The 12,583-nt window shown below is 65.3% G+C and carries 11 protein-coding genes; 7 read left to right on the top strand and 4 right to left on the bottom strand.

Features of this window, described 5'->3' with window-relative positions; genetic code table 11:
• The first annotated feature begins 34 nt into the window (after positions 1-34).
• The 6 genes from hsaA to IBJ82_RS32655 all read left to right on the top strand — a co-directional run bounded on the left by hsaA (position 35) and on the right by IBJ82_RS32655 (position 6,398).
• A complete protein-coding gene (hsaA, locus tag IBJ82_RS32630) occupies positions 35-1,198 on the top strand; it encodes a 3-hydroxy-9,10-secoandrosta-1,3,5(10)-triene-9,17-dione monooxygenase oxygenase subunit (protein WP_194829829.1) in 1,164 nt (387 codons plus the stop codon).
• Positions 1,199-1,395: 197 nt separating this feature from the next.
• Entirely contained in the window at positions 1,396-2,583 is a 1,188-nt protein-coding gene (locus IBJ82_RS32635) for an NAD(P)/FAD-dependent oxidoreductase (protein WP_194829830.1), read from the top strand.
• A gap of 14 nt (positions 2,584-2,597) precedes the next feature.
• Complete coding sequence (locus IBJ82_RS32640) at positions 2,598-2,792, top strand: ferredoxin (protein ID WP_194829831.1); 195 nt, start codon at positions 2,598-2,600, stop codon at positions 2,790-2,792.
• 48 nt (positions 2,793-2,840) lie between these two features.
• Entirely contained in the window at positions 2,841-4,076 is a 1,236-nt protein-coding gene (locus IBJ82_RS32645; RefSeq protein WP_194829832.1) for a cytochrome P450, read from the top strand.
• Positions 4,077-4,151: 75 nt separating this feature from the next.
• Entirely contained in the window at positions 4,152-5,486 is a 1,335-nt protein-coding gene (gene sucB, locus IBJ82_RS32650) for a 2-oxoglutarate dehydrogenase, E2 component, dihydrolipoamide succinyltransferase (RefSeq protein ID WP_194829833.1), read from the top strand.
• Positions 5,487-5,591: 105 nt separating this feature from the next.
• Positions 5,592-6,398, top strand: a complete 807-nt coding sequence (locus IBJ82_RS32655; protein WP_194829834.1) for a tyrosine-protein phosphatase — start codon at positions 5,592-5,594, stop codon at positions 6,396-6,398.
• A gap of 140 nt (positions 6,399-6,538) precedes the next feature.
• Here the strand turns inward: IBJ82_RS32655 and pntB are convergent, their stop codons facing one another.
• Genes pntB through IBJ82_RS34965 form a run of 4 tightly spaced genes read right to left on the bottom strand, consistent with a single transcriptional unit; the run spans position 6,539 to position 10,686 of the window.
• Positions 6,539-7,939, bottom strand: coding sequence for a Re/Si-specific NAD(P)(+) transhydrogenase subunit beta (gene pntB, locus IBJ82_RS32660; RefSeq protein ID WP_194829835.1), 1,401 nt, complete (start codon positions 7,937-7,939; stop codon positions 6,539-6,541).
• 6 nt (positions 7,940-7,945) lie between these two features.
• On the bottom strand, positions 7,946-9,481 hold the full coding sequence (locus IBJ82_RS32665; RefSeq protein ID WP_194829836.1) for a Re/Si-specific NAD(P)(+) transhydrogenase subunit alpha: 1,536 nt from the start codon (positions 9,479-9,481) through the stop codon (positions 7,946-7,948).
• Positions 9,482-9,528: 47 nt separating this feature from the next.
• On the bottom strand, positions 9,529-10,266 hold the full coding sequence (locus IBJ82_RS32670) for an SDR family NAD(P)-dependent oxidoreductase (RefSeq protein ID WP_228538025.1): 738 nt from the start codon (positions 10,264-10,266) through the stop codon (positions 9,529-9,531).
• 42 nt (positions 10,267-10,308) lie between these two features.
• The gene (locus IBJ82_RS34965) at positions 10,309-10,686 is read right to left on the bottom strand and encodes a carboxymuconolactone decarboxylase family protein (protein ID WP_228538026.1); all 378 of its coding nucleotides are present in this window, start codon (positions 10,684-10,686) and stop codon (positions 10,309-10,311) included.
• Between the two features lie 223 nt (positions 10,687-10,909).
• On the opposite strand from IBJ82_RS34965, the gene IBJ82_RS32675 reads away from it, so the two are divergent.
• Positions 10,910-12,556 carry an NAD(P)/FAD-dependent oxidoreductase gene (locus IBJ82_RS32675; RefSeq protein WP_194829837.1) on the top strand — a complete coding sequence of 549 codons (1,647 nt, stop codon included), beginning with the start codon at positions 10,910-10,912 and terminating at the stop codon, positions 12,554-12,556.
• The last annotated feature ends 27 nt before the right edge of the window (positions 12,557-12,583 follow it).

Consider the following 12,583-nt stretch of genomic DNA (forward strand, 5'->3'; position numbering starts at 1 on the left):
CGTGGTGCACCCGCGATGGGCGCAACATATCCGTATGGATATTGATGTTGCCGAGGCTGTCAGAGCACTGCTACCCACGTTGGCGGAGCGCGCTCCCGTGGTGGACACCACGGGAGCGGTATCCGACCTGACGCTGACCGAACTGACCGAAACCGGTTTCTTCCGCCTGCTGCAACCTGCCTGGTGCGGCGGACTCGAGGCCGAGCCTCAGCAGTACTACGACCTCGCGCGTGAAATCGCCGGGCCGTGCGGTTCGACTGGATGGCTCGCCGCTGTGCTCGGAGTGTGCCAATGGCACTTGGCGCTGTTCGACGAGCGCGCGCAGCGCGACGTGTGGTCGAAAGATCCTCGCGCCCTGGTGTGCTCGGCCTACGCGCCGGTGGGGCAACTGCATCCGGTGCGTGGTGGTTTCGAGCTCAGTGGCCGATGGCGTTTCGCCTCCGGTTCGGGGCATGCGGGGTGGGCTCTGCTCGGCGGCGCTGTCGTGGCGGATGGCAAGACAGTGGACATCGTGGTCGCGCTCGTTCCATGTCAGGACTTGCGGGTGGACCGGGTATGGGATGCCGTCGGCCTCCGCGGTACGGCCAGTGACGATCTGTATGCCGAGCGGGTTTTCGTGCCGAATTACCGCATTCTGCGCAATTACGATGTCGCGTTGCGTCGTGGTCCGGGGCAAGACCTGAATTCTGGTCCCCTGTACCGGATGCCGTTCGGCACCATGTTCAGTAATGCCGTGACCGCGCCGGTGATCGGGATCGCCGAAGGCTGTCTGGAGTTGTTCCTGGCTCGGATGCGCGAAGACAACCGATTGACCTTCGGTGGCAGCGCTCAACCGGCCGACCAGCACGCACAGGTGTCCCTGGCCCGGGCAGCCTCCGAAATCGATGCTGCGACACTACAACTGAATCGCAATCTGGGCGACATCTACACGCTCGCTCGCCGTCGGGAGGAAATCCCGATTGCGCTCCGGCTACGTGCCCGTCGTGACCAGGCGCTTGGCACCGAACGCGCGGTCCGCGCCATCGATCTCGTCTTCGCTGCCGCAGGCGGAATGTCGTTGCCGCGCGGCAATCCGATCGAGCGGGCATGGCGAGACGCGCATACCGGGACCGTCCATGCCGCCAATGATGTCGAGGCGGCGCTGGCATTGTACGGCCGTGGTGCGTTCGGCCTCCCGGTCGACGACACGCTGGTCTGATCCGAGATACATCCAGGTCTTTGCCCTGACGGCGGAGCGTTGGGCCGAGTCCACCAATGCGTAGTGACGTTCGGCGAAGCAATGTACTTTCGGTTGGGGCTTGTGTTGTACCGACCGATTGTTCTAATCTACGCATGTGACATGCCGCACAGCATTGGACCGGGAGGCCCGTGAATGAGAAAAGTTGGAGTAGCGCGATGACCACCCCCGCGAACGTGCTGGTGGTCGGAGCCTCCGCAGCCGGATTGTCCACAGTCGAATCCTTGCGGCGTAAGGGATACGTCGGCCCGATCACCGTGCTGGGCGACGAAGCCGAGGCTCCCTACGACCGGCCGCCGCTGTCCAAGCAGGTGCTCGCAGGGGCGTGGGAACGCGATCGGGCCACTCTGCGCCCCCCGGAGTTGCTCGACAAGCTGGATGCGGAATTCGTACTCGGCGACGCCGCGGTTGGTTTCGACGCCGCGTCGCGGACGGTGCGGACGGCGTCCGGCCGCACTCTGACGGCGGCGGCGGTCGTGCTCGCCACCGGTGTTCGCGCCCGCTCGTTGCCCGGTCAGCCGGAGCTCGGCGGTGTTCATGTGTTGCGCACTCTCGCGGACTCGCTCGCCCTGCGCTCGGCGCTCGGGTCGTGTCGTCGGCTCGTGGTCGTCGGGGAAGGCGTCCTCGGGTGTGAGATCGCGGCCACTGCCCGTGCGATGGGCATCGAGGTCACCATCACGGGTCCGCAGGCAGGGCCGATGGCTGTGCAAGTCGGGTCGCTGGTCTCCGGCGTGCTGGCACAGTTGCACGCCGAGCAGGGCGTGCGGCTGCGGATGGGTGCCGCGGTCGAGTCGCTGATCGGCGAATCGGGTCAGGTCGCCGGTGTTCGACTGGCTACCGGCGAAGTGCTGGACGCCGACGTCGTTGTTGTCGCGATCGGCGCGGTTCCTGCGACAGACTGGCTGATCGGTAGCGGGCTCACCCTCGACAACGGGATCGTGTGTGATTCCACGTGCCGGGCCGCCGACGGTGTGTTCGCGGTCGGCGACGTCGCTCGCTGGCAGCATGAGCACTTCGGCGCCCTCGTGCGGCTGGAGAACCGCACCAACGCGACCGAACAGGCCGCGGCGGTCGCGGGGGCGATCCTGGGCGACGACACACCGTATGTGCCGGTGCCCTATTTCTGGACCGATCAATTCGACGCCAAGCTCCAGGTCCACGGCATCCTGCGGGCCGACGCCGAGGTCGACATCATCGAGGGCGACCTGACCGCCAGGCGGTTCGTTGCGCGATTCCGCAACAACGGGATCGTCACCGGTGTTCTGGGCTGGAACATGCCCAAGCAGACCCGCCTGCGCAGGCAGGACATCGTCGACGGGCTCGCGCAGCCCGCAATCACCCACTGACCAGGAGATTTGCCATGCGAGTTGTCATCGACGAAGAAAAGTGCGTCGCTGCCGGAAACTGTGTCGCCGCCGCGTTCGAGGTATTCGACCAGCGTGACGAGGACGGCATCGTGGTGCTGCTCGACGAATTTCCGTCGGCGGAACTGGCCGACGACGTCCGGCAAGCGGCAGCGGTATGTCCCGCCCTTGCCATCCGCATCGAGGAGTGACTTCGCGACCGGTGACCACCGCGCGCGAGATCAGACAGGAGAACGACCATGACCGAAACGGTGGCGACCAACACCGACCCCGAAGTTCCCGACTATCCCACCCCGCGAGACAGCAAATGCCCCTTCTTGCCTTCGCCGGAGCTGCGTGAGCTGCACGCCGAAGGCGTCGAAATATCGCGCGTGCGTACCTGGGACGGCCTCACTCCGTGGCTGATCACCAGTCACGCCGCCCAGCGGCAGGTCATGCCAGACCCGCGGATGAGCGCCAACGATCATCTGCCCGGATTTCCGTACATGACCAAGTCGATCGCGGACACTATCCATGAACGCCCCAAAACCCTGTTCGACACTGACGGCGCCGAGCACGCAGGGCTTCGCCGCCTGCTGACGAACTCGTTCACTCGTGGTCGCATGGAGAAGGTTCGCCCAGCGATCCAGCAGGCGACCGACGAGCTGATCGACAAGATGCTGGCCGGACCGAATCCGACCGATCTCATCGAAGCCCTCGCGCTGCCGCTGCCGTCACTCATGATCTGTGAGCTGCTCGGTGTGCCTTACGAGGATCACGATTTCTTCGAGGTGCATTCCAAAGTCGCCAACTCGCGAGAGGCGTCGCCCGAGGATAATGCCGCCTCCAACGCCGCACTCGGCGCGTACGTGGGCAAGCTGCTAGAGGCCAAGATGGCCGACCCGCAAGAGGATGTCCTCTCCGACCTGGCCGGCAAGGTCAAGGCTGGTGAGATCGACATGCGTGGTGCGGTGATGATGGGCATGATCCTGCTCATCGCCGGTCACGAGACCAGCGCGAACATGATTTCGCTCGGTACCGCACTGCTGCTGCAGAACCCCGATCAGCTCGCCATCCTGCGCGAAACCGACGATCGCAAGGTGATCTCCCGAGCCGTGGAGGAGATGCTGCGTTACCTGACCATTCCGCATCTGCTGCAGCGGCGTATCGCGCTGGAGGACATCGAGATCGCTGGACAGACGGTCTGCGCCGGTGAGGGCATCATCTCGTCGCTGCCTGCGGCGAATTTCGACCCGGCCGCCTTCCCCGACCCGGAGAAGCTCGACCTGACCAGAGACGCGCGGCACCACCACGCGTTCGGCTGGGGCCCGCATCAGTGCATCGGGCAGCAACTCGCGCGCATCGAGCTCGAGGTCGTTTACGGCACGCTGTACAAGCGAATCCCGACGCTCCGGCTGGCCACGGAGTTCGAGAACCTGCGTTTCAAGGGCGACTCGCTCGCCTATGGCATCTACGAACTGCCGGTCACCTGGTAGACCTTCTCCCGGTCGTGGCGCTGTCAGCCGACGGTGCCACGACCCTGTCTCCGGCGTCCGGCCGAGCCGGAGCCGATGGTGTGGGAAGACCGCGCACCATCAGAATTGGATGTGCACAGCATGGCAACCGAAGTAACTCTTCCAGCCCTCGGCGAGAGCGTCACCGAGGGTGTGATCTTGCGTTGGCTCAAAGAAGTCGGCGATGCCGTCGAGATCGACGACCCGCTGCTCGAGATCTCGACAGACAAGGTCGATACCGAAGTGCCCTCCCCGGCGGGTGGTGTGCTGCTCGAGATATTGGCGGCTGTCGACGACACCGTCGATGTCGGTGCGGTCATTGCGACGATCGGTGATATTGCCGCGCAATCAGTCCCAGCGCCGGACTCCACACCGCACGTGCCGGAGCCGGTACCGATCATCGTGCCCGCGGTCTCTCGGACCGAGCGGATCGAATCCGATGCGGTTCCGGTCGACGAGCGGGTGCGGGCAACGCCACTAGCGCGTCGGCTCGCCGCCGAACACGACGTCGATGTCCACGTGGTCAGCGGCGCTGTCGGCGGTGCACCAGTGCGTAAGCGGCACGTTCTCGACGCGGTGGCCGCGCTGGTCCGGGTCCCGGCGGTACCGGTTGCAGCAGCTGCGGCGCCGAAGGGCGACGGGCTGCTCGGCAAAGTGGAGAAGCTGCTCGGTTTCGGCGGCCGCACCGAGAAACTGTCACGGCTCCGGCGGACCATCGCGGCCCGTATGGTCGAGTCGTTGCAGGTCTCCGCACAATTGACCACCGTGGTCGAGGTCGATGTCACCGGCATCGCGCGGCTGCGGTCACGACACAAGGACGCCTTCTTCGAGCGGGAGGGAGTGAAGCTGTCGTTCCTGCCGTTCTTCGCCAAGGCAGCGATCGAATCGCTGAAGACGTACCCGCAGCTCAATTCATCGCTCAGCCCGGACGCCGACACAGTCACCTACCATGCGGGCGAGCACCTGGGCGTCGCGGTGGACAACGAGCGAGGATTGATGGTGCCGGTCCTACGCGACGCGGGGGATCTGTCCATTGCCGGACTGGCCAAGGGCATCGCCGATGTCGCCGCGCGGACCCGAGCGGGCACGATCGGTGTGGACGAACTGTCCGGCGGCACGTTCACGATCACCAATACCGGCAGCCGCGGTGCGCTGTTCGATACACCGATCATCAACCAGCCGCAGGTCGCGATTCTGGGCACCGGCTCGGTCGTCAAACGTGCGGTGGTGATCACAGATTCGCTGGGACGAGACGCTATCGCGGTGCGTTCGATGGTGTATCTGGCGCTGACCTACGATCACCGGATCGTCGACGGTGCCGATGCGGCGCGGTTCCTCACCGCGCTGAAACATCGGTTGGAAGGCGCCGCGTTCGAGTCCGAACTCGGCTGAGATCTCACGCCGGTGACAGCCGGCCAAAATACGACCCCGGGTAGCCGATGGGCTGCCCGGGGTCGTGCGTTCTTCGAAGCGGTTGCGCAGAACAGGAATTCGACAATGAGTGAATCCGATTTCACAGGCGGGCACGGCGGCGTAGCAGCCCGGGAGACCGGTGTGCCGCGGCTGGGCCGGGTAGACAACTTTCGCGATGTTGCGGGCCCCGGCGTCGGCTATCCGACGCAGGACGGAGGCAAACTGCGTACCGGTGTCGTGTATCGGTCGAGCGTGCTCGCGCCGGATGACTCCGACCTGGCAGTCCTGAACAGGCTCGCGCTGCGCACAGTGTTCGACCTGCGGGGCGGGGGAGAAGTAGCTCGTCGTCCGGTTCAGTTGCCTGCAGACGCCGAATACCGGCATATCCCCATCCTGGGCGGTGACTTGACCGGTTCGCCGCAAGACCTCGGGTCCGCTGCCGAGGCCGCGGACTTCATGTGTCGGCTGAACCGTCGATTCGTCACCGGGCAGGCGGAAGCCGCGGGGTTCGGCAGACTGCTGGCGGAACTATCGGCTGCGCAAGGGCCCGTGGTCTTTCACTGTACGGCGGGCAAGGACCGGACCGGGTGGGTGTCGTATCTGTTGCTCAGCCTGGCCGGTGTCGAGTCGGCGACAATTTTGGCGGACTATCTGCTGACCAACGATTACACCGCCGAATCGAACGCGCGGGCGCTGCGGAAGATCGAAGCCGAGCGGGGGACCACCGCGGCTTCGGTGGTCGGCGTATTGATGCGCGTCGACCGAGCCTATCTGCAGGCGGGTATAGATGAAATCCAGTCCGTGTACGGGTCGGTGACCGAGTATCTCACCAGTGGGCTCGGCGTGGACGCAACGACGATGATGCGACTGCGGCGCAAGCTCGTCGAATAGGCGCTGCCGACACAGAACGGCCCTGATCGGCACGGTGGTGCGGATCAGGGCCGTTCTGTGTACGGCCCGATGCTCGGTTGGCGAGGGCCGTGGATGCCTGCTTATGCAGGACATTTCGATGCCGCCGGATGGCGGCGCGGTCAGTGCACCCGAACTCGTTCGAGCACGGTCACGATGTCGGTCACCCGATCCTTGGCGTCGCCGAAGAGCATCCGGGTGTTGTCACGGAAGAACAGCGGGTTCGCCACACCGGCATAGCCGGTGGAGGTCGACCGCTTGAACACGACGACCTCCTCGGCGTCCCACACGCGCAGGACAGGCATTCCGGCGATCGGGCTGCCGGGGTCCTCCGCGGCCGGATTGACGGTGTCGTTGGCACCGATCACCAGCACCACCGAGGTTTCGGCGAAGTCGTCGTTGATCTCGTCGAGTTCGAGCACGATGTCGTAGGGCACCTTGGCCTCCGCCAGCAGGACATTCATGTGCCCAGGGAGGCGCCCCGCCACCGGGTGGATGCCGAAGCGGACCCGGACGCCACGTTCCAGCAGCTTGGCGACCAACTGAGCTACCGGGTACTGGGCATGGGCGACGGCCATGCCGTAGCCGGGGGTGATGATCACGGAGGAGGCGTTGGCGAGGGTCTCCGCGACCTCGTCGGCGGAGGTCTCGCGGTACTCGCCTGTCTCGGTGTCGCCACCGGTGGTGGCCTGGATGCCGAATCCGCCGGCGATCACCGAAAGGAAAGACCGGTTCATCGCTTTGCACATGATGTAGGACAGGTATGCGCCCGAAGATCCGACGAGCGCGCCGGTGACGATCAGCAGATCATTGTTCAGCAGGAAACCGGATGCCGCAGCGGCCCAGCCGGAGTAGCTGTTCAGCATCGAGACGACGACCGGCATGTCACCACCACCGATGGAAGCGACCAGATGCGCGCCGAGCGCGAGTGCCAGCACGGTGACGGCGGCGAGCAGCCAGATCCCAGGTCGCGCGACGAAGTATGCGGTCAACACCACGAACAGTGCCAGCGCGCCCAGATTGAGCAGATTCTTGCCGGGGAGCGTCAGCGGCGCGGAGCTGATGCGCCCGGAGAGCTTGAGATAGGCCACCAGCGAGCCGCTGACGGTGACAGCGCCGATGAAAACACCGATGAAGACCTCGGCACTATGGATATCGGCCAGGCGGGCAGGTACCTCGGTGTGGTCGAGGTAGCCGTTCCAGCCCACGCACACCGCGCCCAGACCCACGCAGCTGTGCAGCAGCGCAATCAACTCGGGCATGCCGGTCATCTCGACTCGCGCCGCGCGGGACAAGCCGATCACCGCAGCCACGGCCACAGCGGCGATGAGGAGAACGATACCGAGCGCATCGGCCGACCTGGCGACGAGCACAACCGTCGCGCCGAGCGCGACGACCATGCCCGCGATGCCGAATCGCAGTCCGCGCCGAGCGGTTTCATGGGTGGACAGGCCGGCCAGGCTCGCGATGAACAACAGCACCGCGACGACATAGGCCGCGCTGGCGGCACTCCACAGAGTCATCGGAAATCAGCCCTTCGAGAACATGCCGAGCATGCGGCGGGTGACGGCGAATCCGCCGAAGACATTGACACCGGCCGCGAGCACGGCCACAAACGCGAGCACTCGTACCGCCGGCTGATCGACCCCGAGCTGCAACATGGCTCCGACCACGATGATGCCGCTGATCGCGTTGGTCACCGACATGAGCGGCGTATGCAAGGCGTGATGAACCTTGCCGATCACGTAGTACCCGATGACGATGGCCAGCAGCAGCACGGTGAAATGCTGAGGTAGCGGCGGCGGTGCGGCCGCGATGACCCAGAACAGCGCTGCCAGACCGGCACTGAGCAAGACAGGAGCTGTCCAACGCCGGCGGATGGGTGCCTCTTCGGACCGCTGGGGTGCTACCGGCGCGATCGCGGCAGCAGGAGCGACCGATACCTGTGTCGGCGGCGGCGGCCACAGCAACTCGCCCTGGTGGGTGACGGTGATCGCGCGCTGCACCACATCGTCGAGGTCGATGTCGAGCTGCCCATCATGCTCCGGTGTGAGCAGCTTCAGCAGATTGACCACATTGGTGCCGTAGAGCTGGGACGCCTGCGCGGGCAATCGGCCTGCCAGATCGGTGTACCCGAGGATGGTGACACCGTTGTCGGTGACGACGCGGCCGCCGGGAACCGAGCCTTCGACGTTGCCGCCCTGGCCGGCCGCCATGTCGACGATGACGCTGCCCGCGCGCATGGCCGCGACATCGGCAGCAGTGATCAGCCGGGGAGCCGGACGGCCCGGGATCAGCGCGGTGGTGATGATGATGTCGACGTCACGCGCCTGCTCGGAGTAGAGCGCGGCCGCCAGACGGTCGTAGTCCGTGCTGGTGGCCTTCGCGTAGCCGTCCGTGGACTGCATCTGCTCATCGACCTCGACAGGCAGGTACTGGCCACCGACGGAGGCGACTTGATCGGCGACCTCGGGTCGAGGGTCGGTGGCACGGACGATCGCACCGAGCCGGCTCGCGGCGCCGATCGCGGCCAGGCCTGCCACGCCCGCGCCCGCCACGAGGATCTTCGCCGCGGGAACCTTGCCTGCGGCGGTGACCTGCCCTGGCAAGAATCGTCCGAACTCGTGCACGGCCTCCACCACCGCCCGATAGCCCGCGATGTTGGCCATCGAGCTCAGCACATCCATGGACTGTGCCCGCGAGATCCGCGGGACCGCGTCCATCGACAGACCGGTCACCCGGCGGGCGGTGAGCGCGTCGAGAAGGTCGGGATCCAGTGCTGGGCTCAGCAGACCGACGAGCGCGCTGCCCTCGCGCAGTCTGCCGACCTCCGCGCCGGTGGGCGCGGTCACCTTGAGGACGATGTCACACGACCAGGCTTCATCACCGTCGACCACCGTCGCACCAGCGTCAGCGAACGCTGCGTTACTGTACTGCGCGTCATCACCGGCGCCGCTTTCGACGGCCACCTGGTAACCCAGCTTTACCAGGCGGTCGACTGTCGCGGGAGTCGCCGCGACGCGTGTCTCTGTTGCTGCCGATTCGGCGACAATGCCAATTCTCATCGTGTCAGTCGTCCTCGAGCTCGTTCCAATAGTGCGGGCGCTACCTGTCAGAACAGGTAGCGCCCCCCGTTGACGCTCAGGGTCTGGCCGGTGACGTAGCCGGCTTCCTCGGAGGCGAGGTACGCCACGGCGTGTCCGATATCTGCCGGCTGCCCGGCGCGCTTCATCGGCATCATCGCGGCGACGGCGTCCACATCGACTGTCTGCCTGCTCAACGGCGTATCGATGAAGCCCGGCGGCACGTGATTGACGGTGATGCCTTTGTCGATGTATTCGACCGCCAGTGCCTTCGTCAGGCCGATGACCCCGCCCTTCGACGCGGCGTAATGGGCCATCGCGGGTGCTCCCGTTTGCGCCGAGGAGGAGGAGATGTTGATGATCCGGCCCCACTCGGCGGCCAGCATGTCCTCGATGAATGCCTGGGTGACCAGGAACGGGCCCTTGAGGTTGATCCGCATGAAGCGGTCCCAGGTTTCCTCGTCCAGACTGGTGAACGGCACATGGGTGGTGATGCCGGCATTGTTGACCAGGATCGTCACGGGGCCGAGTTCGGCACGGGTTTGTGCGGCGGACGCCGCGACAGCTGCCGGATCCGCGGCATCGCCGACAACCGCGACAGCCGAACCGCCATCCGCGCGGATGGCGGCCACCGTCTGCTCGGCGCTGTCGGCGTTGAGGTCCCATACCGCAACCGCAGCGCCCTGTGCGGCGAGCACTCGTGCGATGCCTTCGCCGATTCCGCGGCCACCGCCGGTGACGACGGCATTCTTGCCTGCCAATGACATGTTCTCTCCTCTGCTCTACGCGGGCTGCGTTGCCCTGCGTAACTACTCGCCCAGTGCCTCGCGGGCGGCGGTGCGTGCCGCGACCGCGGCGGGGAATCCGGTGTAGCCGGCCGCGTGATAGATGACCTCGGCGATCTCGTCGCGCGTGAGGCCGTTGGTCATGCCGATCCGGACGTGGGTCCGGAGTTCGGTTTCGGCGCCGAGCGCGATCAGGATGCCCAAGGTGACCAGGCTGCGATCGCGGGGAGTCAGTCCTTCCCGGGCCCACAACGCGCCCCAGACGCTGGTCAGGCCGATCTCGACGAGGTCCTCGCCGAGCTTGCCGTCGCGCAGGTCGATGTCGTCGCCGTCCGGGAAGACTCCGGGCAGCGCTGCGCGCATCGCCCGCAGTCCGTCCTCGCGCAGGTCTTTGGATGTCATGGTTGGTCCCATCTGGTTGTGGTCGCTGTCACCGGTCAATATTTTAGAACAATCGGTCGGTACAATACAATGGTTCCGTGAAGTAGCTCGGTTGTGCTGTGAAATCCGTGGTTGCCTTGCACGCCGTCCGCCTCTAGTCTTGTGACTGGAATCATAGACCGACCGGTCAAAACAATGTTAGGTGTCGTGCGGATCGGCCGACCCATTCGAGATTGGAGAACACATGAGTGGTTCAGCGAACCCGCCGGTTGCGCAGTCGCAGAGCGCGCAGAACACCGAGGTGATCGACGTCCTGATCGTCGGTGCCGGTGTCACCGGGATCTATCAGCTCTACCGTGCACTCGAGGAAGGCTTCACCGCGACGCTGCTCGAGGCAGGCACCGGTGTCGGCGGCACGTGGTACTGGAACCGGTACCCCGAGGCGCGTTTCGACTCCGAGAGCTACACCTACGGCTACCTGTTCTCGAAGGAACTGTGGAATGAGTGGGAGTGGACCGAGCTGTTCGCCGGACAGCCGGAGATCGAGCGCTACTTCAACCACGTCGTCGACAAGTTCGAACTGCGCCGCCACATCCACTTCGGCTCCGGGGTGAACTCCGCGGTCTTCGACGAGGCCGAGGGCATCTGGGTCGTACGTACTGGAGCCGGTGAATACCGCGCACGCTTCCTCGTCGCCGCGACCGGTGTGCTGTCGGTTCCCTACATCCCCGAGGTCGAGGGGCGCGCCGACTTCCAGGGCCAGCAGTTCCATACCGGTCGTTGGCCCAAAACTGCGGCCGACTTCACCGGCAAGCGAGTCGCGGTCATCGGCACCGGGTCCAGCGGTGTGCAGCTCGTGCCCGCGATCGCCGACGAGGCCGCCACGCTCACCGTTTTCCAGCGCACCCCGGACTGGTGCACCCCGCTCAACAACGCGCCGATCAGCGCTGAGGAGCAGGCGGAGCTGAAAGCTGATTTCGAGCGGATCCGCGACACCCTGAACACCTCGCCCAGCGGGTTCCTGCACGCCTTCCCCAGCAAGTACTCCACCGACGACTCCAAGGAAGAGCGTCTGGCGTTCTACGAAAAGATGTGGTGCAGCCCGGGGTTCTCGAAGCTGACGCAGAACTACATCGATTTCACCACCAGTCCCGAGGTGAACAAGGAATTCTGTGAGTTCCTCGCCGACAAGATTCGCGGTATTGTCACCGACCCTGCGACCGCGGCGAAGCTGATCCCGGACAACCACGTCTACGCCGGTCGGCGCCCGCCCTTCGTCACCGGGTACTACGAGGCATACAACAAGCCGTCGGTCTCGCTGGTCTCGCTGCAGGAGACGCCGATCGAGCGCATCACCGAGACCGGGATCGAAACAACGGACGGTCTGCGGGAATTCGACATCATCATCTGGGGCACGGGCTGGGACTTCGGTACCGGCGCGCTGAACCAGCTCGGCGTCGTCGGTCGTGGCGGACTGGGGTTGAAGGAAGCGTGGGCGGACGGTCCGAGCACCTACCTGGGCGTCGCCGCGGCAGGGTTCCCGAACTTCTTCTTCCCCGGTGGCCCGCACGGCGCGCTCGGCAACAATCCGCGCTACGCCGGTGACCAGGTCGACTGTGTCATGGATGTGCTGACCTACGCGCGGCAGAAGAATGTCGACGTGGTCGAGGTGACGGAGTCGGCACAGACCGAGTGGACCGAGACCGTGAACAACAGCGGTTCTCTGTTCTTGGAGAGCAGCTACTTCTTCGGCTCGAACATTCCGGGCAAGGCGGTCAAGCAGCTGCTCAACCCGACAGGTCGACCGAACCTGCAGCGGCTCATCGCCGAGAATGCCGCTGACGATTTCTCAGCGTTCACCATGACCAACAAGGATCAGGCGTCCGGGTAGTCGTGGAAAGAGCTTGTGGCGCTGCAC

This window comes from Nocardia sp. XZ_19_231, from assembly GCF_015355705.1.
GTDB classification, from domain to species: Bacteria; Actinomycetota; Actinomycetes; order Mycobacteriales; family Mycobacteriaceae; genus Nocardia; species Nocardia salmonicida.